This window comes from Saccharopolyspora kobensis (assembly GCF_900108315.1).
Taxonomy (GTDB): Bacteria; Actinomycetota; Actinomycetes; order Mycobacteriales; family Pseudonocardiaceae; genus Saccharopolyspora; species Saccharopolyspora kobensis.
On sequence record NZ_FNVB01000003.1, the window covers coordinates 346,740 to 372,379 of the forward strand.

General features: G+C 71.7%; 25 protein-coding genes. 13 read left to right on the forward strand and 12 right to left on the reverse strand.

Features of this window, described 5'->3' with window-relative positions; translation table 11 throughout:
• Nucleotides 1–170 precede the first annotated feature (170 nt).
• Together C4T78_RS10150 and C4T78_RS10155 are read left to right on the forward strand one after the other, a co-directional pair.
• Nucleotides 171–647 (forward strand): carboxymuconolactone decarboxylase family protein, encoded by a 477-nt coding sequence (locus tag C4T78_RS10150; RefSeq protein WP_093355530.1) that lies wholly within the window; start codon nt 171–173, stop codon nt 645–647.
• 251 nt (nt 648–898) lie between these two features.
• Nucleotides 899–1,816: an RNA polymerase sigma-70 factor gene (locus tag C4T78_RS10155; protein ID WP_093355532.1), complete on the forward strand. Its 918-nt coding sequence runs from the start codon at nt 899–901 to the stop codon at nt 1,814–1,816.
• A gap of 52 nt (nt 1,817–1,868) precedes the next feature.
• Here the strand turns inward: C4T78_RS10155 and C4T78_RS10160 are convergent, their stop codons facing one another.
• Together C4T78_RS10160 and C4T78_RS10165 are read right to left on the reverse strand one after the other, a co-directional pair.
• Nucleotides 1,869–2,822, reverse strand: a complete 954-nt coding sequence (locus C4T78_RS10160) for a hypothetical protein (protein WP_093355534.1) — start codon at nt 2,820–2,822, stop codon at nt 1,869–1,871.
• A gap of 190 nt (nt 2,823–3,012) precedes the next feature.
• Entirely contained in the window at nt 3,013–3,783 is a 771-nt protein-coding gene (locus tag C4T78_RS10165; protein WP_093355537.1) for a hypothetical protein, read from the reverse strand.
• 149 nt (nt 3,784–3,932) lie between these two features.
• On the opposite strand from C4T78_RS10165, the gene C4T78_RS10170 reads away from it, so the two are divergent.
• The 4 genes from C4T78_RS10170 to C4T78_RS10180 are packed head-to-tail and all read left to right on the forward strand — an operon-like array spanning nt 3,933 to nt 9,158.
• Entirely contained in the window at nt 3,933–5,201 is a 1,269-nt protein-coding gene (locus tag C4T78_RS10170) for a hypothetical protein (protein ID WP_143185933.1), read from the forward strand.
• Nucleotides 5,198–6,289 (forward strand): hypothetical protein, encoded by a 1,092-nt coding sequence (locus tag C4T78_RS10175; protein ID WP_093355542.1) that lies wholly within the window; start codon nt 5,198–5,200, stop codon nt 6,287–6,289. The genes C4T78_RS10170 and C4T78_RS10175 overlap by 4 nt, the downstream gene beginning before the upstream one ends.
• On the forward strand, nt 6,286–7,863 hold the full coding sequence (locus C4T78_RS36350) for a tetratricopeptide repeat protein (protein ID WP_177247688.1): 1,578 nt from the start codon (nt 6,286–6,288) through the stop codon (nt 7,861–7,863). Before C4T78_RS10175 ends, C4T78_RS36350 begins: the two co-directional genes overlap by 4 nt.
• The gene (locus C4T78_RS10180) at nt 7,857–9,158 is read left to right on the forward strand and encodes a CHAT domain-containing protein (protein WP_177247689.1); all 1,302 of its coding nucleotides are present in this window, start codon (nt 7,857–7,859) and stop codon (nt 9,156–9,158) included. Before C4T78_RS36350 ends, C4T78_RS10180 begins: the two co-directional genes overlap by 7 nt.
• 61 nt (nt 9,159–9,219) lie before the next feature.
• Here C4T78_RS10180 and C4T78_RS10185 read toward each other — a convergent pair whose 3' ends face one another.
• A complete protein-coding gene (locus C4T78_RS10185) occupies nt 9,220–9,417 on the reverse strand; it encodes a hypothetical protein (RefSeq protein ID WP_093355546.1) in 198 nt (65 codons plus the stop codon).
• A gap of 379 nt (nt 9,418–9,796) precedes the next feature.
• Between C4T78_RS10185 and C4T78_RS10190 the strand changes: the two genes are divergently transcribed.
• Entirely contained in the window at nt 9,797–10,969 is a 1,173-nt protein-coding gene (locus C4T78_RS10190; protein ID WP_093355549.1) for an MFS transporter, read from the forward strand.
• A 126-nt stretch (nt 10,970–11,095) separates the two neighbouring features.
• Here C4T78_RS10190 and C4T78_RS10195 read toward each other — a convergent pair whose 3' ends face one another.
• Entirely contained in the window at nt 11,096–11,878 is a 783-nt protein-coding gene (locus C4T78_RS10195; protein ID WP_093355550.1) for a DUF8832 domain-containing protein, read from the reverse strand.
• 198 nt (nt 11,879–12,076) lie between these two features.
• Here C4T78_RS10195 and C4T78_RS10200 point away from each other — a divergent pair, with 198 nt between their 5' ends.
• On the forward strand, nt 12,077–12,583 hold the full coding sequence (locus C4T78_RS10200) for a carboxymuconolactone decarboxylase family protein (RefSeq protein WP_093355553.1): 507 nt from the start codon (nt 12,077–12,079) through the stop codon (nt 12,581–12,583).
• A gap of 201 nt (nt 12,584–12,784) precedes the next feature.
• On the opposite strand, the gene C4T78_RS10205 is transcribed toward C4T78_RS10200, so the two are convergent.
• Nucleotides 12,785–13,234: a winged helix-turn-helix transcriptional regulator gene (locus C4T78_RS10205; protein WP_093355847.1), complete on the reverse strand. Its 450-nt coding sequence runs from the start codon at nt 13,232–13,234 to the stop codon at nt 12,785–12,787.
• 145 nt (nt 13,235–13,379) lie between these two features.
• Here C4T78_RS10205 and C4T78_RS10210 point away from each other — a divergent pair, with 145 nt between their 5' ends.
• Nucleotides 13,380–14,777: an FAD-dependent monooxygenase gene (locus C4T78_RS10210; protein ID WP_235863683.1), complete on the forward strand. Its 1,398-nt coding sequence runs from the start codon at nt 13,380–13,382 to the stop codon at nt 14,775–14,777.
• 117 nt (nt 14,778–14,894) lie between these two features.
• On the opposite strand, the gene C4T78_RS10215 is transcribed toward C4T78_RS10210, so the two are convergent.
• The 5 genes from C4T78_RS10215 to C4T78_RS10235 form a co-directional block, all read right to left on the reverse strand.
• Nucleotides 14,895–15,188, reverse strand: a complete 294-nt coding sequence (locus tag C4T78_RS10215) for a hypothetical protein (protein WP_093355555.1) — start codon at nt 15,186–15,188, stop codon at nt 14,895–14,897.
• Between the two features lie 253 nt (nt 15,189–15,441).
• Nucleotides 15,442–16,002 (reverse strand): NADPH-dependent FMN reductase, encoded by a 561-nt coding sequence (locus C4T78_RS10220; RefSeq protein WP_093355852.1) that lies wholly within the window; start codon nt 16,000–16,002, stop codon nt 15,442–15,444.
• Between the two features lie 47 nt (nt 16,003–16,049).
• Nucleotides 16,050–16,829: a creatininase family protein gene (locus tag C4T78_RS10225; protein WP_235863684.1), complete on the reverse strand. Its 780-nt coding sequence runs from the start codon at nt 16,827–16,829 to the stop codon at nt 16,050–16,052.
• The gene (locus C4T78_RS10230; protein ID WP_093355557.1) at nt 16,826–17,242 is read right to left on the reverse strand and encodes a RidA family protein; all 417 of its coding nucleotides are present in this window, start codon (nt 17,240–17,242) and stop codon (nt 16,826–16,828) included. The genes C4T78_RS10225 and C4T78_RS10230 overlap by 4 nt, the downstream gene beginning before the upstream one ends.
• Nucleotides 17,239–18,609 carry a purine-cytosine permease family protein gene (locus tag C4T78_RS10235; protein WP_093355559.1) on the reverse strand — a complete coding sequence of 457 codons (1,371 nt, stop codon included), beginning with the start codon at nt 18,607–18,609 and terminating at the stop codon, nt 17,239–17,241. The genes C4T78_RS10230 and C4T78_RS10235 overlap by 4 nt, the downstream gene beginning before the upstream one ends.
• 197 nt (nt 18,610–18,806) lie before the next feature.
• Here C4T78_RS10235 and C4T78_RS10240 point away from each other — a divergent pair, with 197 nt between their 5' ends.
• A complete protein-coding gene (locus C4T78_RS10240; RefSeq protein ID WP_218161649.1) occupies nt 18,807–19,973 on the forward strand; it encodes an LLM class flavin-dependent oxidoreductase in 1,167 nt (388 codons plus the stop codon).
• 7 nt (nt 19,974–19,980) lie between these two features.
• Here C4T78_RS10240 and C4T78_RS10245 read toward each other — a convergent pair whose 3' ends face one another.
• The gene (locus C4T78_RS10245; protein ID WP_177247691.1) at nt 19,981–20,547 is read right to left on the reverse strand and encodes a helix-turn-helix domain-containing protein; all 567 of its coding nucleotides are present in this window, start codon (nt 20,545–20,547) and stop codon (nt 19,981–19,983) included.
• 37 nt (nt 20,548–20,584) lie between these two features.
• Between C4T78_RS10245 and C4T78_RS10250 the strand changes: the two genes are divergently transcribed.
• Both C4T78_RS10250 and C4T78_RS10255 read left to right on the forward strand, forming a co-directional pair.
• Nucleotides 20,585–22,888 carry a thiamine pyrophosphate-binding protein gene (locus C4T78_RS10250; protein WP_093355564.1) on the forward strand — a complete coding sequence of 768 codons (2,304 nt, stop codon included), beginning with the start codon at nt 20,585–20,587 and terminating at the stop codon, nt 22,886–22,888.
• Nucleotides 22,889–23,124: 236 nt separating this feature from the next.
• Nucleotides 23,125–24,090 (forward strand): DMT family transporter, encoded by a 966-nt coding sequence (locus C4T78_RS10255; RefSeq protein ID WP_093355567.1) that lies wholly within the window; start codon nt 23,125–23,127, stop codon nt 24,088–24,090.
• A gap of 15 nt (nt 24,091–24,105) precedes the next feature.
• Here C4T78_RS10255 and C4T78_RS10260 read toward each other — a convergent pair whose 3' ends face one another.
• Nucleotides 24,106–24,549, reverse strand: coding sequence for an allene oxide cyclase barrel-like domain-containing protein (locus C4T78_RS10260; protein ID WP_235863685.1), 444 nt, complete (start codon nt 24,547–24,549; stop codon nt 24,106–24,108).
• Between the two features lie 201 nt (nt 24,550–24,750).
• Here C4T78_RS10260 and C4T78_RS10265 point away from each other — a divergent pair, with 201 nt between their 5' ends.
• Complete coding sequence (locus tag C4T78_RS10265) at nt 24,751–25,611, forward strand: alpha/beta hydrolase (protein WP_093355573.1); 861 nt, start codon at nt 24,751–24,753, stop codon at nt 25,609–25,611.
• The last annotated feature ends 29 nt before the right edge of the window (nt 25,612–25,640 follow it).

A 25,640-nucleotide genomic window follows, 5' to 3' on the forward strand; every position in this document is an offset into this window, starting at 1 on the left:
CACCCCCACCAAAATCTCTTACGCGAAAGACACTACCCCGAACTCCTCTTCCGCGCAAGATTCCTCCGCCACAGAGTCGACTGAGACGTGAGTCACCCGCGTCGATGTCACGGGGCGCCGGGCAATTCCGTCTCGGGTGGTGACAGCACTTCGACACCGAGGAGCACACCGTGGACGCACGACTGGACTACCGGGCGGCGGGACCGATCACCGGGAAGGTCGTCAAGTACGTCATGTCGGCAGGCCAGGCGCTGAAGGAGTCACCGCTGCCCGCGGAGACCAAGCAGCTGGTGGCGCTGCGGGTCAGCCAGATCAACGGCTGCGCCGTCTGCATCGACATGCACACCAAGGACGCCACCGCGGAAGGCATGAGCGCGGTGCGGCTGAACCTGGTCTCGGCGTGGCGGGAGGCCACGGTCTTCACCGAGGCCGAGCGCGCCGCGCTGGAGCTGGCCGAGGAGGCCACCCGGGTCGCGGACGCGGCCGGTGGCGTCGGCGACGAGGTGTGGGCGCGCGCCGCCGAGCACTACGACGAGGAGCAGCTGGCCGCCCTGGTCATCCTGGTCTCCTTCATGAACATGGTGAACCGGTTCAACATCATCACCCAGCAGCCGGCCGGTTCCTACGAACCGGGCCAGTTCGGCTGATCCCTGCGGGAGTTCGCCGGCCTGCCCCGCGGTTTCAATGGAGTCGGACACCCGATCTCCATTGAAACCGCGGAAGTTCTCCACACACGCCGGTGTGTCGGCGCGCGACACGCCGACGGAGTGCAATTTCAATTGAAATCGACGGTCTGATTTCCATTGAAATTGCGGAAGTTCGGCCGCGCCGGCGGCGGGGCCTGGGGGTCTTCGGCGTCGTGGGCGATGATCCAGCCGTACCGAGGAACGGAGTCGTCGTGGACAAGATCGCGGAGTTCGAGGAGCTGCGGCCGCTGCTCTTCTCGATCGCCTACCGGATCCTGGGCAGCGTGGGCGAGGCGGAGGACGCCGTGCAGGAGACGTGGCTGCGCTTCGACGGCTCGTCGACCCGGCCCGCCTCGACCAAGGCGTTCCTGTCGGCGACGGTCACCCGGATCTCCATCGACGTGCTGCGCTCCGCGCGGGTGCGTCGGGAGGAGTACGTCGGGCCGTGGTTCCCGGAGCCGCTGCTCAGCGATCCGTACCAGGATCCCGACCGGTCGGCGGAGCTGGCCGATTCGGTGTCCATGGCGGCGTTGCTGCTGCTGGAACGGCTCAGCCCGCTGGAGCGGGCGGTGTTCGTGCTGCGGGAGGTGTTCGCCTTCGGGTTCGACGAGATCGCCGAAGCGGTCGGGCGGTCGGAGGCGGCGTGCCGGCAGCTGGTGGTGCGGGCCCGGCGGCACATGCAGGACGGCAGGCCCCGGTTCGCCGCGGACCGCCGCCAGCGGCAGGAGCTGGCGACGCGGTTCTTCGGCGCGCTGCGCAACGGCGACGTGGGCGAGCTGCGGGAGCTGCTGGCCGCCGACGTGCAGCTGATCGGCGACGGCGGCGGCAAGGCCCCGCAGCTGGCCACCACCATCGTCGGCGCGGCCAAGGTGGCCCGGCTGCTGGGCGCGAACTTCCCCCGGTTGTTCCGGATCGACGTGACCTTCGAGCAGCGCGAGATCAACGGCCAGCCCGGCGCCGTCTTCCGCGACCGGGCCGGGAAGGTGCTCAACGCCGTGGTGCTGGACGTGCTCGACGGCAGGATCCAGACGATCCGCGGCGTGCTCAACCCGGACAAGCTGGACCACATCGGACCGGTCGCCGACGCCTGGGCGCTCAACCGGGAACTGCGGCAGGGCCGTCGGGGCTGACCGCGGATGCCCGTGAGCGCTCCTCGCCGGGAGAGCTCACGGGCTCCGGTGGTCAGTTGCGCTTCTGCGCGGCGATCTCCTGGAGCCGGGCGAAGGCCGCGGACCGGCGCGGTTCTTCGGGCCGCACGAACGGTTCCGTCTCCTCCATGATCTGCGGGTCGCCCAGGCGCGCGACGCGGTCGTGGTCGATCCGGCGGTACGGCTGCACGAGCTGCAACCCGGCCGGGCGGCCGAGCTCGCAGACCTCGATGAACACCGCGCCCTCTTCGTCGGCGTCGTCCGGGAAGTCGCCGCCCCAGACCAGCGCGGCGCAGTGCACCGTCGAGTTCAGCGACGCGAACTGCTCGCGGCCGAAGTCCAGCCCGCCGCCGACGGTGGGGTTCTGCTCGTCGTCGACCAGTCGCCACATGTCCCGCGCGCCGTCCACGCCCTGCACCGCGGCGAACGGGGTCATGATGATCGCTTCCGGCTCGACGTCCTGGATGCCGACCTCGATCGTGTCGAGCATGAACTTCTTGGTCTCCGGGCCGAGATGGGGGTACTCGACCGGTTTGCGGTCCGCCGACACCAGCGGTTCCCGCTCGTCGTCGAGCAGCATCGGGTTGCCGATCAGCACGACCTCGTCGACGCGCCGCTCGTAGCGCTGGCACATCAGCACGCCGAACGAGCGGCCCAGCTGGTAGCCCTCGACGAACACCGCCTCGGTCCGGCCGCCGTCACCGGTGAAGTAGCCGTCGTAGATCAGCGTCACGCAGTGGGCGTCCTCGTCGAGGTCGCGGAGCTTCTCGCGGCCGAGGGCCACGCTCTGCTCGTGCGTCCACGGTTCGTCGTCGTCGCCGATGAGCTTCAGGATGTGCTTCGAGCCGTCCTCGCCGAGGATCAGCGCGAGCGGGACGAAACCGTCCGCGTCGAACTTCGCGTAGTCCATGCCGAGATCGACGGCCTCGAAGAGGAAGGCGATCGACCCGTCGTCGTGGCCGTCGAGCGTGGGGCAGCCGGCAGGCATGCGGTCACCTCCTGCCTTCGCGCGCGCGTAATCGGGTTCGCACCGCGCAGCTGCGGGCTTCGTTGATCAACATGCCGGTCACGCTAGCAACACCGGGCGACGTCGCAGGGCGTTTTCCGCTGAGAGCTCCCCGGTTCCCGGACCGTCCGCAGCAGACAGTCGCAACCGGACACCGCTGCCTCGCTGCGGTTCAGGCGTTGGCCCGGACCGACAGCACGACTTCGGACTCGTCGTGCGGGAGGTAGATCACGTCGATCACCATGCCCGGCTGGGTCTTCGGCAGGAACTCGGGCGCCAGCGCCTTCTCCTGCACGACGTCGAAGGCGGTTCCGTCGGCGCGGGTCACCCGCAGCTCGATGCGGATCACCGCGCGGTCGCGCTGGATCTCCCCCGTCGGCTGCGCGGACAGCACCACGGCGCGCCCCCGCACGCCGCGCTCGGCGATGTCCAGCTGGTGCGCGGTCATCTCTCCCGTGGCGACCCGGATCCGGTTGAAAGCGGCCTGCAGCTCCGCCTGCGAGGCATCGGTGGCGAGCACGACCTTGCCATCGGCCGATTCCGGCAGGTACCGCACCGGCATCTTGACACCGGCCCGGACCGCGCCGGCCTCGTGGACCGGGACGATCTGGCGGGCCGAAGCGCGGAAGGTCGTGCCGTCCTCGGTGTCGACGTCCAGCTCGAACTCCAGCTGCGGCTGGTCGTTGACCCGCAGCCCCGTCGGGCGGACCGCCACCACGGTGCCGATGCCGATCGGCGCGCCCCGGAACTGCTTCGCCCTCACCCCGCCGCTCAGCGAGCGGTCCACCGAGAACAGCATCGGGACGACGGTCACCAGCATGATCGGCCCGGTGATGCCGGGGCCCACCAGCTCGCCCGTCGTGCTCAGCGACACGATCCACTTCGCCGTGAGACCGACGCCGAGCGCCAGCACTCCCCACTTGACGATCTTGAGGATGCCCATGTCAGCAACCCTTCCGCTCCAGCGACTCGGACGACGACGAGTCTGCTGCGGCACCGCCGCCTACCGATCACAGCAATGCGCGCGGAGGAGGCGCGGATCACGCCACCCGCCCGGCCTCGAAGATGAAAAATCTTCACTAGACTGACCGGGTGAGCACACACGCGACGGCGGCGGGACCAGCGGTTTCGATGCCTCGCGACCGGGTCGTCGCCGCCGCGTGGGCCGAACTGGGCCCGGGCGTGGCAGCGCTGAGCAACGCCAGCGGGCGGCCGCTGGCCCGCACCGTGAAGCTCATCCTCGATCCGCTGGTCCTGCGCCCCGCCCAGAACCCGCACCTCGGCGGCGGCCGGATCGAGCAGGCCGACATCGCCGAGCTGCGGCAGCGCATCCTCGACGCGGCTGCCGACCTGACCGCCACGGCCGACTGGTTCGCCGCGTTGAAGCGCGCGCGCCGCGCCGCCCGCATCACCGGTGGAAACCCGCAGGACCTCTACTTCCAGCGCTGCTTCGAACTGGCCCGCACGCACGGCGCTCCCGGCGCCGACGCCGGGCAGGTCGCGCTGGAGGTGGTCCAGGAGATCCGCGACGCGACCGGGGACATGACCGTCGCGCAGCTGCGCCGCCACATGACCGACCAGGCCGACGCGCTGACCGCCCTGCTGGCGGCCGCGTGGCGCGAGGTGCCGAGCCCGGAGCCCGGCGCGCCCGCCCCCGTCGAGGGCTTCCTCGACAGCTGCGGCGAGGGCGACGCCGACGGCGATGCGTTCGACCAGCTCCTGGAGGCCGCTGCGGGCACCCGGGCGTCCGCCGGGCTCGCCGTGCGCGGAGCCGCCCGGGACCACGGGCTGACCGACCTGCCGCTGCCCGAACCACCGCGCCTGGGCGACAACGCGTCGAAGAACCGGCTCCCCAAGCCCTTCGACCGCTCCGTCTTCGAGCGGCTGTTCGCGGCGTTCACCAGCAGTTTCCACCGCGAGAGCATGGATTCCGTGCCCGGCCTGGTCCGCGCCGAGATCGCCCGCTCCGCGCTCCCCTGGCAGCTGGGCGAGGAGCGGAGCCGCCTCACCGTGCTGCTCGGCCGCGAGGCCAGCGGCGGACTCACCGGCGGGCCGCAGCCGACCGCCGCGCACCGGCGGCTGGGCTCGCGCTGGGAGCGGGAGGCCTACGTGCGGCGGGTGCTGCGGCTGCCCGGCGCGGCCAGCGGCGTGCCCGAGGACCTGCGCTCCGACGTCGTCACCGTGCGCCAGGCCTACCTGCGCAGGCTGTGGGTGCGGGTGCACGGCCGCGAGCTGCGCGGGGAACGGCTGGAGCCGCACGAGGTGTGGGACCTGCTCGACGGGGTGCTGCGGTCGGTCATCATGGACCACCGGCAGCGGCTGAAGCAGTCGCTCACCCGGGAGACGGCGGGGGCGGCATGATCCGGATCGAGATCAGCGGCGACCGGGCGCGGCTCACCGGCGCGGAGACCACCGGCTGGCCGGAACCGGCCACGACCGGGCTCGTCGAGGCGCGCGGCGCGCTGCTGAGCTGGGACGTCACCTCCAGCACCGCGTTCCCGCACGCGCACGTGCACGACCGGGACGCGGCTGCCGGTTGGCTCTGGGAGATCTACGGCGACGACATCGCCGACGCCGTGCTCGCCAACACCCCGGCGCAGGTCGCGCTGCCTCCGGATGAGCCCGGGCTGTTGCCCGCCGCGCTCCGGCTCGCCCGGCTGAACTGGGCGGCGGCGTGGTGGCCGGCGTCCGCGCAGGCGGCGATTCCCGCGCTGTCCCGGGAGCTGCTCGCGGCGGAAACGGCGGTGGCCACCGCAGCGCTGGAGCACCTGCTCGACGACGAGGACTGCGTCGAGCGAGCACTCGACGCGGCGTCGCTGACCGCGGTGGAAGCGCTCGCTGAGCACGCCGAGTTCGCGGCCGGTGCGATCGAGCTGGCCGAGGAGCTGCGCTCGCTCGCCGAGGACTACGGCGTCGAGCTCGACGCCGCACGGGTCTCCGGTCAGGTCGGCTGGGCGCTGGCCGCCGGTGGCACCCACCAGGCCGCCGCCACCGGAACCAGCGCGCTGAACTGGTCGGATGTCCCCGCGCAGACGCTCGACGCGATGGGCGGCGCCGGGTGGACGATCGGCCGCCGGGACGGCGAGACGGTGCTGTCGGTGTCCGTTCCGGCCGCTCCGGCGGTCGAGTTCCCGCACCACGAGCCACCGCTCACGCCCGTCCTGCTCGCCCGCTTCGGCCCGGCCCGGCTGGGCGTCGAAGTTCCCCTGCGGCGGGTGGAGAACCGGTTCACCGGTGAGGCGGTGCTGCCGGTGACCGCGCTCCTGCTGCCCACCGCCGAACGAACGCTGTCGGTGCGCGACACGCGGATCACCGCGGAGCCGACCGCTGTCCTCGCCCCGGCGGAAGAGGTCCGCGCCGCCGTGATCGACCACGCGCGGAGCAGGCTCGCGGATGCCACCGCTTCGCTGGCCGAGCGGGCCGCCGCGCGCGCCGGGGGCATCTCGTGAGCGGACCGGTTCTCCAGGGCCCGCTGCCGACCGGAGAACGCTGGAAGTCCGTTCGCGACAACAACAACGAGGGCGCGCAGCTCCTGCGCGCCGGGCAGATCGCGCGGAGCGCCGAGCTCTTCGAGCAGGCCATCGCACTCACCCGCGTCGCGGACGTCGACGCCGAGGGCCTCGACCTGCGCTGCCGCGCCCTGTCGAACCTCGCCGCGGCCCGCGAGCTGAGCGGCGATCTCGGCGGCGCGATCACCGAGATCGAAGAGGCGATCAGCACCGGTCAGCGGGTGCTGGCCGAGATCGGCGACCTCCGCGGCACCCGGTCCGCGGTGCTGAGCGGACATCTCGCCCGGGCGCAAACGCTCATCCTGCTCGGCCGACTGGACGAAGCGCTCGAATCCGCCGACCGGGCCACCGCGCTGCTCTCCGGCGCCGACGGCGACCTGCTCCGGTTCACCCTGCACAACGTGCGCTGCGGCATCTTCCTCGAAGCCGGGCGACTGCCCGAGGCCGACCAGGAGGGCGAACGCGCCCTCGAAGTCGCCCTGGCCAGCCACCCGGAGCTGTCGGCCTCGGTCTACCCGAACCTCGCCGGAATCGCCCAGCTGACCGATGATGACGCCACCGCGCAGGACTACCTCGCGCTGGCCGAGCAGATCAACCGGCTGGCCGGGGACGCGACGAGCCGCCAGCACGCCGTGGAGAACCTGGCCCGGGCATCCTTGCAGGCCGGGCGGTTGGAAGAGGCGCGGCGCGGTTTCGGGACGGCCGAAGCGCTGGCCGTCGAGGCCGGCCTGCCGATCCGGGCCGCGGCCAGCCGCTGCGGGATCGCCGCGGTGCGGCTGCACAGCGGACAGCCGGATGAAGCGGCGGAAGCTCTGCGGGACGCGATCACCCGATTCCCGGCCGAGGGCGCGCATCTGGAGCGGCTCCAGGCCTGGGGTGTCCTCGGCGACGCCGAATCGGCGCGGATGGACTTCGCCGCCGCCGAGGACGCCTACACCAACGCCCGCGAGCACGCTCTGACCGCGCAAGACCGGTGCCGCATCGACGTCCGCCGCGCGGAGATGCACGCGGAATGGGCGTCGGCGGCGCCCGCGGACCGGGCGGCGCTGCTGGCCCGGGCGCTGGACCTCGCGGTCGCCGCGCACCTGGCCACCGAGGCGCTGCGCGAGACGTTCCCGCCGGGTCCCGCGCGGGAGAGGTGGGTCGGCTCCGTCGCCGCACCGGCCCGGGGGCTCGCGTTCCGGCTGGCCGCGTTGCTCGGCGACACCCGGCTGCTGCTGGCGCTGACGGAGAACGCTTCAGCCGCGGTCGCCTTCCACGCCCCCACGACCACCGCGGTCTCCCCGTGGGTGGCCGAGTTCGAGCCGCCCGCACCCACCGGTTCCGAGATCGAGCTGCCCGCCGCGGCATCCGGGCTGCTCACCGGTTCGACGCAGCTGCCCGTGCGGTTCCAGCCGCCACCGCGAGTGCTCTCCTGCCCGGGCGCGGAGGTGCTGCTCGCGGAGTGGTTCGAACGCGCCGAGCAGCGGTACGGCATCCGCGTCCGGTCCGAGGAGGTCGTGGCGGGATGGTGAACCGGCGAGCGGCCCCGGACGGCACCGAAGTGCTGGCCGGGCTGGCGACCGCCACCCGACCGGTCGCGCGACTGACCTATGTGGACGCCGACGAGCTCTACCTGAGCTGGGTGTGGGACCACGCCCCGGCGCATCCCAGGATGGTCGTGCTGCCACGGGCGCTCATCGCCCCCGCGCTGGAACAGCTCCGCGCCGCCCTGCCCTCGCCGCTGCCGTCCGAAACCGGCCTCCAAGCGCTCGAAAGGGCTCTCGGCGGCGGTGACTTCACCGACCCGGCACGCGAGCAGCGCCTCGCCACCGCGCTGACCTCGTGCGTCATCCCGCAGCGGCTCGGTCTGGAGCTCAACGCGCTGGAGGCTCGCGGATTCCGCCCGCACCTGCGCGTTCAGCCCTCGCCGTCCATCGCGCAGCTGCCGTGGGAGTTGCTGGGCACTTCGGGCACCGACCGCTTGACCGACATGGTCGACGTCTCCACGCTGCTGCCCGCATCGCTGCGCAACGCGACCGGAAGAGCGGTCTCGGCGTGGGATCCGCGCGGCGCGGTGGTCGCGGCGCTCGATCCCGCGGTACCGGGCTTCGCCGAAACCTCCGAGCTGGGCAGCGTGCTCGGCCCCGTCGCGCCGGGATCGCCGCTCGCCGAGATGGTCGCGGCGCTCGGCGACCGGGTGCGGCCAGGAGGAAGAGCCTTCCGCCGCAACGACTTCGGTCGCGACCGGCTGGCGGCCGAGCTGGTCGGGGCGTCGCGTTTCCTCTACGTCGGCCACGTGACCGCTTCGACGCACGCCCTCGATTCCCGGATGCACCTCTCCGACGGAGCCGGAACCACCGGTCACGCCGAGCCGGTGAACGGGCACCGCCCGCTCACCGCGGCCGACGTCGTCCTCGGCCACGGGTCGGCGAAACCGCTGCGCGCGCCCAACCGGGTCGCGCTCGTCGCGTGCGAGTCCGGCGGTGACCTGCGCTTCGCCGAGCCGACCGGCCTGGTCGCCGCGTTCGCGCACCGCGGCGCGGAGTACGTCACCGCGACGCGCTGGACCCTGCCCACCGAAGCCGGTCTGCGGCGCTACGTCCCCGGGCTCGGTGATCGCGCGGAGGGCGTGCTGGCCGAGGCGATCCTGGCGGTGAACGCCGCGCACGAGTCGCCGGACCCGGTCGCCGCGCTCAACGCGTGGCAGCGCGCGCAAGCCCACCGGTGGATCGAGACCGGTGATCCCCGCTGCACACCGCTGATCTGGGCGGCCTTCCACACCGCCTGGTCACCGCCACCGCCCGAAGACCACCTCCAGCGACGCTGACGCGTCTCGGCCGCCCACCGCGCGCAGCTGCGGTGGGCGGCCGAGAACGTCCGGGTACCGGTCAGTGAGCGTCCTGGTCGATGCTGGCGTTGTTGAAGGCGGTCACATCGACATCGCCGAAGCAGGAGTCGTTGTCGACGTCGACATCGACGTTCTGGTCCAGGAAGACATTCTGGTCGATGTCGCCGAAGCCGCCCCACCAGCCGCCGCCCAGCGCCTTGCGCTCCGGCAGCAGCTCCACCGAGACGTGTTCGAACATGGTTCCCCCTAGTTCGCGTTCACGAGAAATTCCAACCAGCGGCTCCAACCGCCGCCCCCGAGTACGCCAGAGCACCGTCACCATCCCGTCACAGCACCGTCACACCCGCCCGCCGACCACCCGCCGAAGCCCGTCGGCACACTCCGTGTTCACCTCACCACCAGGTGAAACACGGGTTTGAAGACGACCGGGTAGGCGAACCGGATGAACCCGGAGACGCCTCGCGCACGCAGCGCAGCCGTTCGGGCGCGAAAAGTCAACGTTGCGCTGGAGAAGTGACTCCGGTGAGCTGATGACCCCGTTGATCCGGGGAACGTTCCAGGTAGAAAGGCCTCCCGTGTCCGTTGCAGCCCACCCTGCCCAGAAACGCGTTCTCGCCGTGCTGGTGACCGCGCAGATACTCAGCGGCGCCGGGCTCGCCGCGGGTATCACCGTGGGAGCGCTGCTGGCGCAGGACATGCTCGCCAGCACCAGCTTGTCCGGGCTGCCCAGCGCGTTGTTCACCATCGGTTCGGCCGCCACCGCCGTCATCGTCGGGCGGGTCTCGCAGCGATTAGGCCGCCGCGTCGGGCTCTCGGTCGGCTACGCCGCGGGAGCAGCGGGGAGCTCGGGCGTCGTCATCGCCGCCGCCACCGGCAACGTGGTCCTGCTGTTCATCTCGCTGTTCGTCTACGGCGCGGGCAGCGCCACCAACCTCCAGGCCCGCTATGCCGGGGCCGATCTCGCCGCCCCGCAGCAGCGGGGCCGGGCGGTGAGCACCGTTCTGGTGGCCACCACCGTCGGGGCCGTCGCCGGGCCGAACCTGGTCACCGCGACCGGCGGGCTCGCCGCCTCGCTGGGGCTACCGCGGCTGGCCGGTCCGTTCCTCCTCGCGTCGGTCGCCTATGCGGCGGCTGCGGCCGTGCTGTGGGTCATGCTCCGCCCCGACCCGCTGACCACCGCCCGCGCCCTCGCCGCGCAAGCACCGCAGCCCCAGGAGGAATCCCCGGTTCCGGCGACGTCTCATCGCGCGCACCTGCTGCTCGGCGCGTCGGTCATGGTGCTCACCCAGGTCGTCATGGTCGCCATCATGACCATGACGCCGGTGCACATGCAGCACCACGGCCACGACGTCAGCGCGGCGGGCCTGGTCATCGCCGTGCACATCGCCGGGATGTACCTGCCCTCCCCGTTCAGCGGGCTGCTCGTCGACCGCTTCGGCCGGCTGGCGGTCGCCGCCGCGTCCGGGATCACGCTCCTCGGCGCCGGGCTGGTGGCGGCCCTGGCACCGCCGCAGTCCACCTGGCTGCTCGCGCTCGCACTCGGGCTGCTCGGGCTCGGCTGGAACTTCGGCCTGATCAGCGGGACCACGATCATCACCGACGCCGTTCCGCTGGCCACCCGCGCCAAGGTCCAGGGAAGGATCGACGTCTCGATCGCGCTGTCCGGGGCCGGTGGCGGCATGGCCTCCGGCGTGATCGTCGCGGCCAGCAGCTACTCGGTGCTCGCGGTCATCGGCGGCGTCCTCGCGCTGGCGATCATCCCCGCCGTCGCCCGCACCGCCCGCGCCTGACCGGGCCGCTTTCAGCGATTCCACTGTGGAGCCGAGCCGGTTCCGGACTCGTGCCCCGGGCGGTGAGCCGGTCAGGTCACCGCCCGGGGCGGCCACATCGCTGCCCGTCCGGGTTCGGCATCGCCGTCACGCGACGACGGTGAACTGCGCGGTGCGGACCTTCCCGGCGTGCTTGAAGTCGAGGAACAGCCGGTAGGTTCCCGGGCCGGGCACCGCCGCGTGGAAGCCGATCTCCGGCCCCGGGCCGGTCGCCTCCTCCGGGTGGACGTGCAGGTACGCGAGGTCGCCGAGCCGGAGAGCGACCAGGTGCCCGTAGGCGCCGAGGTACGGCTCCAGGTCGGTGACCGGGACGCCGTCGCGGTGCACGGTCAGCGCGAGCCGGTGGGCTTGGCCCGCCTGGAGTTCGCCGTCGAGCACGACCTCGTATCCGTCGACCTCCGACACCGCGGCCACGTCCGGTACGGGGCGCGGCTGGAAGTCTCCGGCGACCGCCAGGTCCGCGCCGAGCGTGAGCCCGGCCGCGCCGTCGGGCTGGAAGTCGATGAAGACGCGGTACTGCCCCGCCTCCGCCAGCTCCAGCGGCACCGTCCAGGTCCCGTCGCCGCTCTCGACCGGGTGCAGGTGCCAGAAACCGGTGAGGTCGCGGCGGACCGCGATGAGGTGGATCCGCTTCCCGTGCACCTCGGCCAGCGAGGTCACCGCCGCCCCGTCCGGCCCGAGGATGCGGAACCGGTAGTCGGCGGTACCGCCCGCGTCCAGCCGCGCGGTCTCCGGGGCGAAGGTGTAGCCGTCCTTGCTGATCTGCAGCCCTTCCGGAGCACCTCCGTCCCCGTGGTGACCAGCGTGCCCGTGGTGACCGGCGGCGTGGCCGCGGTGGGCGTGGTGATCGGTGTGCGTCGTCTCGTTCATCGCCATCTCCTCTCGATACCCCCAGGGGGTATGTGTTCGATGCCGAGAACTATGCCAAGCCGCGAACCCCGGCGCAACGTGATCCACGGCATACCCCCAGGGGGCATCTGACGCAGGCAGAAGGTTGCGCAGCATACCCCCAGGGGGTATATGTATCTGCCTGAACGCACCCGAGAGCACTTGGAACGAGGACGCGTGATGCGACGACTGACAGCACTGGAACCGATCGACGCCCCCGCCGCTTCGCGCGAGCAGCTGGAGGAGATCGTCGCCCGGCACGGTTCTGCGGGCGAGATGATCCGCACGATGGCGCACTCGCCCGCTCTGCTGCAGGGCTACCTCTCGTTCTCGCGGGCGGTGAAGCGCACGAAGCTGCCGCGCGCGCTCAGCGAGAAGATCTCCCTGGCGGTGCAGGAATGGCTCGGCTGCGAAACCTGCTCGAACGCGCACGCCGAAGCCGCGAAGGCGATCGGCCTGTCCGACGCCGACATCGCACTGGCCCGGCAGGCGACCGCCACCGACCCGCGCGAAGCGGCGCTGCTCACCTTCGCGCTCAAGGTGCTCGCGGAACCGGCGGCGATCAGCGACGAGGAGATCTCCGACCTCGCCGCGCACGGCTGGCGCGAGCGCACGATCGCCGACGTCATCGCGCTCGTCGTCCTGAACCAGCTCACGGGCACCTTCAACCTCGTCGCCGGGATCTAGCCCGGATGCGGGCACCACTCGGTGCGGCGTCTGCCGGGCGGTGCCCAACGCACTTGAAAGTGCCTTTTGTAGGCCCTCTTTCACTCACCCATGATGGTGTCACGCACTACTGGTGAGGTGAGGAAGATGGTTGAGCAGGCGGCGCGTTCCAAGGGGTCGCAGGAGCGAACCACGAGGATGCGGCGGGCGGTGCACCCGGCACTACGGACCGATGAGCGCCACCGGCACCTCAGCCTGCCGACGCGCTGACGCCGCCTTGGCTCGGCCGACTCCGGTCAGCTCGCTGGCGGCCCGGTGGCCGGCGATCTCGCTGTGGTGGGTGACGGCCCACTCGGCCATCGCCCGCACCGCCTCGATCAGCGACCGGCCCAGGTCCGTCAGCTCGTACTCCACTCGGGGCGGGACCTCGGCGTACGCGGTCCGGGTGATCAGGCCGTCGCGCTCCAGGTTCTTGAGCGTCTGGGTCAGCATCCGCTGGGAGATCCCCGGGATGCTCGCCTGCAAGTCGGAGTAGCGCAGCGCACCGGCGCCCAGGGTGCTGATGGTCAACACCGTCCACTTGTCGCCGATGCGGTCGAGCACCTCGCGGACGAAGGCGCTGTCCTCCGGCCATGCCTGGCACGGACCACTGATCTGCCGCGCTGACGCCATCCCGATCACCTCTCATCCAGGTGCAACCGCACTACCAGTATGTAGCGCCCGCGCGGCGACCACGCACGCATCCACGACTCCGGTCCGCTCGCGGATCACCGGAGCGCGCTCCAAAACCACCTCGATTCAATGGAGAGTGATCACCTTGAACGCACCCGACACCGTCGTGGTCGGCGCGGGCCCGGTCGGGCTGTGGACGGCGGCGGAGCTGGCCCTGGGCGGCGGGCGACCGCTGGTCCTGGAACGGGCCGAGCAGCGCAGCCCGCACTCGAAGGCGTTGGCCGTCCACCCGCGCACGATCGAGGTGCTGGCGATGCGCGGGCAGGAACAGGCCTTCCTCGACGGCGGGCTGCCCGTGCCGGACGGGCACTTCGGCATGCTGCCTGCTCGCCTGGACTTCCGAGGGCTGGCCACGCCGTTCCCGTTCCTGCTGGCGCACCCGCAGCTGCGCACCGAGGAACTGCTCGAAGAGCACGCCCTGGCCCTCGGGGCGGTGATCCGGCGCGGGCACCGGGTGTCCGGGCTGAGCCAGGACGAACAGGGCGTGACGCTTCAAGTCAGCGGGCCGGACGGCGAGTACGAGATCACCGCGGACCACGTGGTCGGGGCGGACGGCGCGGGAAGCACCGTGCGCCAGGCGGCGGGCATCGACTTCCCCGGCACCGACTCGACCGTCTTCGGCTTCCTCGGCGACGTCGAACTGGTCGACCCGCCGGAGCGGCCGGGCTTCTGGCACAACGAACACGGCGCGCTGATCGTGGCCCCGATCCCCGGCGGGTGCTACCGCGTCACCGGGTACGCCCCGTCAGCCCTCACCTCAACCCTGGAGTCCCTGCGGGAGGCGGTGAAGCGGATCGCGGGCACGGACTTCGGCCTGCACTCCCCGGTGTGGCTGTCCCGCTTCGGCAACGCCACCCGGCTCGCGGCGGAGTACCGGAAGGGCCGGGTGTTCCTGGCGGGCGACGCCGCGCACATGCACTTCCCGGCGGGCGGCGTCGGGCTGAACGTGGGTCTGCAGGACGCGATGAACCTGGGCTGGAAGCTGGCCGCGGTCCAGCGGGGCTGGGCGGACGCGGCCCTGCTGGACACCTACCACCTGGAACGCCATCCCGTCGGCGTGGCACTGGGCGAGCACACCAAGGCCCAGACCGCATTGATCACCGCCACCACCGAGGAGGGCCGGGCCCTGCGTCGGTTCATGGCGGACCTGCTGCGCACCCATCCCGACGTGGCGACCGCGCTGGCCAACGCGGTGACCGCACTGGACGTGCGCTATCCGGGCACCCATCCCCTGGCAGGCCAGCGCTTCCCGGCCACTCGCGAGCAGCTGCACCTGTTGCGCGAGGGCCGCCCGGTGCTGCTGGCCCAGGAAGCCACCCCGGACTTCGAGGACCTGGCCACGAGCGCGGATCTCCGCCTGCACGAGACCGAGCTGCCCTGGCCCACGGCCGCCGTGGTGATGCGCCCGGACGGGCACGTGTGGGCCGCCGGGGACACTGCTGGCGAATTGGCCGACGCCATGGCGGAACTGCCCCTGTCCTGACACAGCGCGGCCCCCGGGAAAAGCTCTCCCGGGGGCCGCCGCACCATCATCCGCTCATGGCCGGGGACATGAGCAACCGGCAATACCGCAGTCGGCCATCAAGGCCCCAGGGCCGCGCTAGTCGATGTAGACGCTGGCCCCGAACTCGAAGACACCTCTCCGGCCAGGTTCGACGATCCCAACGACCTCGCCGTTGCACTGCTGTCCGGAGTAGACGTAGGCAGGCGCGTCGGTCCGGTTGTCGACCGACACCGGAATGACATCGCTGCCGTAGCAACCACTGGGGTTCTCGTAGGACTGGAACCCGATGCGCAGAACCCCGCTCGCCGCGTGAGCCGGGACGGCCAAGGACAAGGCGAGCGCCCCAGCGGTGGCCAGAGTGCCGATCAGAGCAGGGACGTGGTGGCGCACGACGACCTCCGAAAGCGGTGAGCAGATCACGTTCTGTTGCCGGAAATCACGGTATGGCGTGATCAGGTGAGGTACCGCACGGCTTCGTGCCGACTACCCGATGCGGCGATCCGCAGGAGGTGGTCTCACTCGCCGGGAGAGGGAACACGTCCCCAATCGGCGAAAGCCGCGGGGAGGGAGGTGGAAAGCCCGATCAGAGCGGATGTGCGCTCCGATCGGTGCTTTTCACCTCTCAGCTGGTCGTGGGCGCTGGTCAGGAGGCCAGGCGGTCCGGGAGGCGGCGGTGGGCGAACTCGACGACCTGGTGGGCCACCGCTCTGAGCTGGTCCGCGGGCTGGCCGGTCGGGGTTCCGGTGTCGTCGAAGCACGGGAGCGCCGAGTTCATCGCCACTCCCAGGGGCGTCGGCCAGCCGCGCAGGGCGTGCGTGATGGCGCGCAGCTGGGCCAGCGTCGAGATCGCCGCCTGCCAGCCCGCCGCCGTGGCGATGCAGCCGACCGCTCGTCCGTCGAGGTACGGGCGGACGTCGGTGCGCAGGTCCTCGGTGTAGTCGAGGGCGTTCTTGATCATCCCGGATACCGCGCCGTGGTAGCCGGGCGAGGCGATGATCACGCCGTCCGCCCGGCGGAGCGCCTCGACCAGCCGCGTTGCCGCGCTGGTGCGGTCGGGCTCCTCCGGCCGGTACATCGGCAGGTCGAGGTCGGTCGCGGCGCACACCAGCGTCCGCGCCCCGAGTTCCGCGGCCGCCTCCAGCGCGTAGCGCAACGCGCGTTCGCTGGAGGAGCCCGTTCTGGTCGTGCCGCCGATCCCGACGATCAGCGGGCCACCGGCGGTCGGTTCGCAGTGCTGCACGGCTGCTCTCCTCACGAGAAGTCGGCGAAGTCGAAGCGGGCCACTTCGGCGAGCTGGTCGCCCAGCGCCGCCACCAGCGCCGAGAAGCCCCGCTCACCGGCTTCGGCGCTCGCGCGGGTCGGGTCGCCGAGGTAACCGTCGGGGCCGAAGTCGTCGGAGAGCCAGCCGAAGGCGACGCTGCCGCCGAACCGGACGTGCTCGTTGTCGTTGAGGCGCCGGGGAATCCGGGGGCGCGCGGCGGAGAGGTCGACCAGTTCCGGGCGCAGGTGCAGCACCAGCGAGGTCTCCATCGCGCCGCCGTGGATGCCCAGGCCGAGTTCCGCTCCGGCGAAGGACTCGTCGCGCTCGACGGGCACGAAGGTGTTGGTGGCGAAGGTCATCAGCCCGTGCCGCAGCCGGATGTCGCGCAGCGCGGTCTGGATCTCGGAGATGTTGCCGCCATGTCCGTTGACGAAGACCAGCCGCCGGACTCCGGTGGCCGCCACCGATCGGCCGATGTCGTCGAGCACCGCGGCGAACGTCGCGGTCGACAGCGACAGCGTGCCCGGCGCCCAGACGTGCTCGACGGACCGGCCGAACGCCAGCGCGGGCAGCAACCACAGGTCGAGCTCCGCACCGCGCTGCTCCACCACTGCGCGCGCCGCCGCTTCGGCCACCAGCGCGTCGGTGTTCAGCGGCAGGTGCGGGCCGTGCTGCTCGATCGCGCCCACCGGCAGCACCGCCACCGACGACGAGCGGACGGCACCCACGTCGGCGGCGCTCAACTCGGCGAACTCGCGGGACACGATCACGATTCCTCCTTCTTGTGCGCCACGACGCGGATCTCCACCCGCATCTGCGGGGTGGCCAGCGCCGGGTAGATCAGCAGCGAGGCGTAGGAGCGCTCGTCGAGCAGCCCCGGCGCGTGCTCGGCGAACCACTCGTCGCGGGCGCGCATGTACTCGGCGCGCTCGGCCGGGTCGGCGACGAACTGGTCCAGCTGCACGATGTCGTCGGGTTCGGCACCCGCATCGGCCAGCAGCGCGCGGATCCGGTCCAGCGTCGTCCGGGTCTGCCCGGCGATGCCGACGACGGTCCGGCCTTCGTCGTCGATCACGCCGTCGATCCCGCTGAGGAAGACGAACTCCCCGGCAGCGGCACCGCGGCTCCACGGTTGTTCGGCCGCTCCGTAGAAGAGCGGCCCGAGTCCGCGCTTTGCGCTCATCGCACCTCCCGGCGGCGGGTGAGGAAGTAGTAGGCCGCCGCGGCCACCGCGCCGCCGACCCAGTAGGTGATGTCGCCGAGCTGCGGGACCGCGGCGGCTACCGGCCCGGTGAACAGGCTCTGGTGCATGAACGGGATCGAGACGGCCACACCGATCAGGAACGCCGGCAGCCCGGCGCCGACCCGGCGCGTGCGGTCGTAGAAGACGTCGACGTCCACGTCGTCGCGGCGGTGCACCAGGAAGTCGACCAGCGTGACGCCCAGCCACGGCCCGATCCAGTAGCCCACCAGGAACAGGAAGTTCTGGAAGTTGCCGAACACCGCCCCCTCGGTGTGCCCGGCCCACCAGCCCAGCGCCGCGCCCAGGATCCCGGTCAGCAGCGCCGAAACCCAGCGGCGCAGCGGGATGTCGGCCATCAGCAGGGCGAGCGAACCGGAGTAGATGTCGAGCACGCTGCCCGCGACCGTCGAGGCCAGCAGCGCCACCAGGGCGAGCACCGCGAGACCGTTCGGGATGAGCTGGGTGACCAGGTCGGTCGGGCTGTCCGGCGAGATGGCGGTGCCGATCGCGGCGCCGAGCAGGTGCATCCACAGCCCCGCGATGGCCGCGCCCCCGAACGCCGCCCACCGCAGCCTGCGACGACTGGTCCCGCGGGGCAGGTAGCGGGTGTAGTCCGAGGCGCCGATCGCCCAGCCGAAGGTGCGGGAGGAGCAGATCGCCACCGTCATGAGCATCGCCCCGCTGAGCGTGTTGGTCCCCGGATCGCCGCCTGCGCCGAGGTCGCCGCGCGCGATCCCGTACCCGGTGATGATCAGGAACAGCACCGCCATCACGACCACCAGCGCCCGTTCCACGCGGTGCACGAAGTCGTGGCCGATGATGGCGATCACGATCTGCACCAGCGCCACCACGACCAGCGCGGCCAGGAACGGGATGCCGAGCAGCTCGCGGACGATGTAGGTGCCGAGCACGGTGTTCACCGCGAAGTAGCCGAACCCGGTCAGGAACAGCAGCGCGACCGGCAGGAAGTTGCCGAAGTAACCGAACGGGCCGCGCGACTGCACCATCTGCGGCGCGCCTGCCTGCGGGCCCATGGTGGCCGCGACGCCCAGCAGCAGACTGCCGATCAGCGTGCCGATGACCAGCGCGAGCGCGGCCTGGGCGAAGCTCAGGCCGAGGAAGGCCGTCGGGATCGCCCCGACCGCCAGCGCCGAGTACTGCAGGTTTCCGGCGAACCACAGGGTGAACGCCGACAGCGGTGTGCCGTGCCGTTCGCCGTCGAGGACCGGTTCGATGCCCTTCTGCTCGACGGCCACCCGGCGCGACGATCCGGGCGGGGTGGTGGCTCTGGCGGGGTCTTCGACCATGACGGCCTCCCTGGAACGCGCCGATGCGCGCGGAGGGCGCGTGATCGGCGACGAAATGTTGATGCAGCCAACATTCGGACCGATCGTGCACCTGCGGTTCCAGCAAGTCAAGAACGGAAATCCGCGCTTGACTCGGCACGGATATCCGCCACACTGAGCCAACAAATGTTGATGCTACTTACATTTTGGAGGTCGCCTTGCGCTACGGGGTGTTCTTCTTCGGCTCGGTCGAGATGCCCGACGTGCTGGCCGGTAACCCGCTGCCCGCCGGGCAGCGCCGCGCGACGCGGCAGCAGGTGTGGCAGGCGACCCAGCACCTGGTCGACCTCGGCGTGCGCGCCGAGGAGCTCGGCTTCGACAGCTACTGGCTGGCCGAGCACCACTTCCAGCACGAGGGCTACGAGATCGTGCCCAACTCGCTGATGCTGCAGTCGCACCTGGTCGCCAAGACCCGCAGCATCCAGGTCGGCGCGATGTTCAACATCGTCCCCCAGTGGCACCCGCTGCGGCTGGCCGAGGACTTCAGCACGCTGCTCAACCTCTCCGGAGGCCGCGCGGTGCTCGGCGTCGGGCGCGGCACCGTCCCCCGCGAGCTGCGCAGCCTCGGCATGCACCAGGCCGACATGGGCTACCTGGAATCGGGGGCCAAGCGCGACGAGGTCGACGCGCACAACCGCAAGGTCTTCGCCGAGTACATGGAGGTCGTGCGCACCGCGCTCGACAACGAGACCTTCTCCTACAAGGGCGAGTTCTTCGAACTGCCGCCCGCCGGCACGCACGGCCCGGACGGCTCGGTGGACACCCTCACCCTGCTGCCCGGCCCGCTGCACGAGGTGGAGATCTGGCAGGCCGTCACCAGCCCGCCGACCCTCGGCTACGCCGCCGAGGTCGGCCACGGCTGCGTCTGGTGGAACCAGTACCACGGGTTCGTCCGCGACCAGTGGGAGCGCTACGCCGAGCTCTACCAGCAGCACCACGACATCGCGCTCTCCAGCGGAGCCAAGCGGATCCTCGTGCTGCCGGTGCACATCGCCGACGACCACGAAACCGCCTGGCGCGTCGGCGGTGCCGGCCACGACGAGTTCTGGAACCTGCTGGCACCGTTCGGCTGGAGCCGCGGCTACCGCGGGGACGACGGGAAACCCGCTGCTCCCGGGCTGGTGCCGACGCTCCAGCAGTCGACGGAGCAGAAGATGTGGGCGGTCGGCACCCCGGAGGAGGTCGCCGAAACCGTGCAGCACCACAAGGACTCGCTCGGCCTGGAGCACCTGGTGGTCTTCCCGCACTTCCCCGGACACACCTACGCGATGGCCGAGGAGCAGATGCAGCGCTTCCGCGAGCAGGTCGTACCGCTGCTGCGCTGACCCGCGCTCAGCGGTCGGTGACCATCACCAGCACCCGGACCTGCTCGTCGCCGAGCACCCGCCACCGGTGCGGCGTGCTGCCCGGGTAGGTCGCCACGTCGGCGGGACCGAGCTCCTCCCGCCTGCCACCGGCGAAGTCCAGCTCGATGCGCCCGGACACCACGTACAGCATCTCGTGGCCGACGTGCTCGAAGTAGTCGCCGAACTCCACCGGGCCGCCGGTGTACTCGATCGGCTGCACCGGCCAGTCGGCGCGGCTCAGCGAGCGGACCGTGGTGCCGTCGGGCACGTCCGCCCGCGGCACCGCGACGCCTTCGCCCGCGCGCAGCACGCCGATCTCCTGCTCGGTGCGGGTGGCCAGCAGCGCCGACACCGTGGTGCCCAGCGCCACCGCGATGCGCTGCAGCGTGTTCACGCTGGCAGTGGTCAGCCCGCGTTCGAACTGGCTCAAGAACGCGTGCGAAAGCCCGGCGCGCTCGCCTAGTTTCTTCAAGGTGAGCCCGCGCCCCCGGCGCAGCTCCCGAACCCGCGCACCGACCGAGTCGCCCCAGTCGTCCGAAGCCGTTCTCCCCACGAGGCCACTGTAATCGATCCAGCACGGAGGGAATCCCATGGCGAGCCCGGTGACCGATCCGCACCGCACCGACCACGACGTCCTGCGCGAGGTCGCCGACCGCGTGCTGTGGTTGTCCACCGCGATGATCCACCACGCCAACCGGGTCCGGCCCAATCCCTCCGGGCTCAAGGTCGGCGGGCACCAGGCGTCCTCGGCCTCGATGGTGTCGATCATGACCTCGCTGTGGTTCCGCCACCTGCGGCCGCAGGACCGGGTCTCGGTGAAACCGCACGCCTCGCCGGTGCTGCACGCCATCAACCACCTGCTGGGCGAGCTCGATGCCGCCTATCTGCCGAGGCTGCGGGAGTTCGGCGGGCTGCAGAGCTACCCGAGCCGCACCAAGGACCCCGATCCCGTCGACTACTCCACCGGTTCGGTCGGCATCGGCGCCACCGCGCCCGTCTGGGGCGCCATCGCGCGCCGCTGCGTCGAGGGCGGCACCGGCCGCCAGTACTCGCTGATCGGCGATGCCGAGCTCGACGAAGGAGCCGTCTGGGAAGCGGTGCTGGACCCGGTGACCGCCGAGCTCGGCGAGCTCGTCTGGATCGTCGACCTCAACCGCCAGTCGCTGGACCGCGTGGTGCCCCACATCGCCGCCGGGAAGCTGCAGGGCATGTTCACCGCGGCAGGCTGGCAGGTCATCACCCTCAAGTACGGGCAGCGCCTCGAAGAACTGCTCGACCGGCCCGGCGGCGTGCACCTGCGCGCCCGCATCGACGCGATGAGCAATCCCGAGTACCAGCGGCTGCTGCGCTGCGACGCCGCCGAACTGCGGCGCAGGCTGCCCGGTGACGGGCCGGATGCCGGCGCCGTCGCCGATTTTCTCACCACAGTGGACGATGTCGGGCTCGTCGAGGCGTTCGGCAACCTCGGCGGCCACGACCTCGGCGCGCTCGACGAGGCCTTCGCGGCGATCGACGACACCCGCCCGACCGTGCTGTTCGCCTACACCGTCAAGGGCCACGGCCTGCCCACCCGGGGGCATCCGCAGAACCACTCCTCGCTGCTCAACGACGAGCAGATGCGCGAACTCGCCGAGGCGCTCGGCACCGATCTCGACGACCCGTGGCGGCCCTTCCCGGCAGGCAGCGCCGCGCACGAGCTCTGCGCCGCGACCGCGCAACGCCTGCACCGCCCGGAGCCGCCGCGCGCCCGGCCGCCCGCGGTCCCGGCCGACTTCGGCCGGACGCCCACCGGCACCGCCACCACGCAAGCGGCGCTGGGCAGGGCGCTGCTCGACCTCACCCGCCAGGCACCGGACGTCGCCCAGCACGTCGTCACCGTCAGCCCCGACGTCAGCTCCACGACGAACCTCGGCGCCTGGGTCAACAAGGTCGGCGTCTGGTCGCCGGTGGAGCGCACCAACTGGTTCGCCGACGACGGGGAGACCATCCTGCACTGGCAGGAGCACCCGACCGGCAGGCACATCGAGCTGGGCATCGCCGAGGTCAACCTGGCCGGGCTGCTCGGCGAGCTCGGCGCGACGTGGAGCCGCTGGGGGCGGCCGCTGCTGCCGATCGGCGTGGTGTACGACCCGTTCGTCGAACGCGCGCTGGAACCGTGGTCCTACGGCATCTACGCCGGTGGGCAGTCCATCCTGGTCGGCACGCCCTCCGGCGTGTCGCTGGCGCCGGAGGGCGGGGCGCACCAGTCGATCAAGACGCCGTCGATCGGGATCGAGCAGCCCGGGTGCACCAGCTACGAACCGGCATTCGCCATCGACACCGAGTGGACGCTGCTGGCCGCGCTGAGCCGCCTCGGCAGACCCGACGGAAGCTCCGCCTACCTCCGGCTGTCCACCCGGCCGGTCGACCAGGGGCTCGCGGCGGTCCCGGACGACGGCGCGGCCCGCGAGCGCCGCAGGCGCCAGGTGGTGGCCGGTGGCTACCCGCTGCGGCGCGTCGAGCGCCCCGAGGTCACGATCGCCGCGATGGGCGCCGTCGTCCCCGAAGCCCTCGCCGCCGCAACCCGGCTGGACCACCTCGGCGTTCCCGCCGACGTCGTCTGCGTGACCAGCCCCGATCTGCTCCACCGCGCCGTCCGCGCCCGCCAGGGCCACGAGGTCGCCGAATCCTGGATCCTCGACCAGCTCTTCCCCGCGCACCGGGCCGCACCGCTGGTCACCGTCCTCGACGGGCACCCGCACGCGCTGTCCTTCCTGGCCACCGTCAACCAGGTCCGCACCACGTCCCTCGGCGTGACGTCATTCGGCCAGTCCGGCTCGCTCGACGACGTCTACCGCCACCACGGCCTGGACTCCGACACCATCATCCGGGCGGCCCTCGACCTCACCACCTGAGCGCCGACCGGGAGAGGAAGGGCCCGGTTCTCCGAGCAGGTTCGACAGGGTTCGCGGTCCCTGATCGCCGCCTCCGAAGGCGGCTTCCCCCGCATCGGTCGCGTTGCCCCGCTCCTCCTGCGGGGCCGGGGAAGCGCGTCCAGTCTGCGCCGGTCGCGGAGCGCGACGGCCGGAACCCGCCAGCTCATCAGCCGTCCCGGAGCTTGGCTGGTGGGTATCAGTCGTGAGGAGTCGGCATGTTCAGAGCTCCGGGAGTGGCGAAGGCCGGGATCGCGGTCCAGTTCGCCCTGCTGGCCGTGGCGTGGGGATCGAGCTTCCTGCTCATCAAGATCGGCCTGGACGAGCTGTCCCCGGCGCAAGTGGTGCTGGCCCGGATGCTCTTCGGCGCGCTGGCCCTCGGCGCGCTCGTGGCGATCACCCGTCGGCCGGTGCCGCGGGACCCGCGTGCGTGGGGCCATCTCGCGGTCGTCGCGATCCTGCTGTGCGTGGTGCCGTTCGCGCTGTTCGCCTGGGCGGAGCAGCGGATCTCGTCAGGCCTCGCGAGCATCCTCAACGCCACCACGCCCCTGATCACCATGCTCTTCGCCACCGCGATGGTCGCGGGCGAGCGGATGAACCGGAACCGCACCTCCGGGCTCGTCCTCGGGTTCGCGGGCGTGGTGGTGATCATCGGTCCCTGGCGCGGACTCGGCGAGCACGACGACCTCCTCCCCCAGCTGGCCTGCCTGGGTGCCACCGCTTGCTACGGGCTCGCCTTCGCCTACCTGCGCCGCTTCGTCTCCGGCCGCGGACATTCCGCTCCCGCGCTGGCCTTCGTCCAAGTGCTCATCGGGGCGGTGATCATGGTGGTCGCGGCTCCCTGGGCGGCGAGCGAGCCGGTCGACCGGCTGAGCGGGGCGGTCGTCGTCAGCATGGTCGTCCTCGGCGCCTTCGGCACCGGGATGGCCTACGTGTGGAACAACAACATCGTCGCCGCCTGGGGCGCGGCCAACGCCGCCGCGGTCACCTACCTCTCGCCCGTCGTGGGTGTGCTCCTCGGAGTCGTGCTGATGGGCGAACCCCTCACCTGGAACCAACCGGTCGGCGCAGCGCTCGTCCTGCTCGGGATCATGGCGGCGCACGGGCGGCTCGGCGGAATCGGCCGGCGCGGAACTCCCGCGACCAGCGGTGGCAGCCGCGCCGCGCCCGCCCACCACCGCTGACCTGGCTCGGAGCGCTCAGAACGCGATCGTGATGCGGTACTTCTCGTCGGGTGTCTGGATGTCGGTGGCGTGCAGCTCACCGCGGGCGGTGCGGTAGGCGCCGGTGCCCCCGGTGATGGCCATCAACGCGTCCTCGCCCCGAACTCCGAGCGCCTGGGCGGTCAGCTGCCCGTCGGGCAGCCGGAGCGTGAGCGTGCAGTTGGTGGTGATCCGCGCACCGTCGACGTGCGTCACCTGGCAGGAGCCGCCGTCGTCGCCGACCGGCCGACCGGCCTGGTGCAACTGGTCGGAGAACACGTACTCGTCGCCGAGGCTCACCCCGGGATCGCCGACGTCGGTGCGGGCGAACTGGTCGTTGATCACGTCGAGGTGGAGCACCGTCGTTCGCGCCGGTGGCGGAGCGGCCGCCGACGTCTCCGGGGCCGCGCCCCGGGCCGACCACAGCAGTCCGATCGCCACGAGGCCACCAGCGAGCGCGAAAGCCTTCTGCACACCCAATGTTTCCGCCTTCCTGCCCGGTGCCGTGCGGTTCACGGCGGACCGCGAACGATCGTGGAACTTCGACCGTGCTGGAGGTCAAGCCCCCGGTGGAGTTGCCGGGAGCCGATCATTTGACGAGGCTTGCGCGAGAACTCCACGCGATCAGGCGGAAGGTGTCCGATGACCGAGGCTCACGACGACCGCTCGCTGCCGGCGGCAGCCCACTCCGAGGGGACCTCGCCCTCGGGCCAGTACTGGCAGAGCTGGACCGTCGAGCAGCCCGGCGGAGTCGTCGTGCTGGTGCACGGCCTGCACGAGCACAGCGGCCGCTACCGGCACGTCGCGGCGCGGCTCAACGCGGCGGGCTACGCGGTCTACGCGCTGGACCACCCCGGGCACGGCCGGTCGCCGGGCACGCGCGGCAACATCGGCGGCATGGCCGCCGCCGTGACCGGCGTCGGCCTGCTGGCCCGGCTGGCCGCTGACCGGCACAGCGGCGTGCCGGTGTTCGTCTACGGGCACAGCATGGGCGGGCTGATCTCGCTGCAGTACCTCACCGGCACACCGCTGCAGCGGATCCGCGGCGCGGTGATCTCCGCACCCGCGCTCGACGCCGGACCGGTGTCCGCAGTGGAGCGGATCGTCGCACCGCTGCTGTCGAAGCTGCTGCCCGACCTCGGCGTGCGGACCATCGACGCCGACACCATCAGCCGCGATCCCGCCGTGGTGCGGGACTTCCGCACCGATCCGCTCAACCACAACGGGAAGATGCGCGCGCGGACGGCGGTCGAGATCATGCGGACCGCCGAGGCCATGCCGCAGCGCCTGCCGTCGCTGACCATGCCGCTGCTGGTGCTGCACGGCGGCGCCGACCGGCTGATGCCGCCCGCCGCCAGCGAGCTGGTGCGCGACCGCGCCGGATCGGCCGACCTGACGTTCCGGATCCACGAAGGCCTGCACCACGAATCGCACAACGAGCCGGAGCAGGAGCAGGTGCTCGACGAGATCGTCGCGTGGCTCGACGCGCTCCGGGCCGGTTGAAGCACCGCGGCGAGAACAAGCCAATCCGG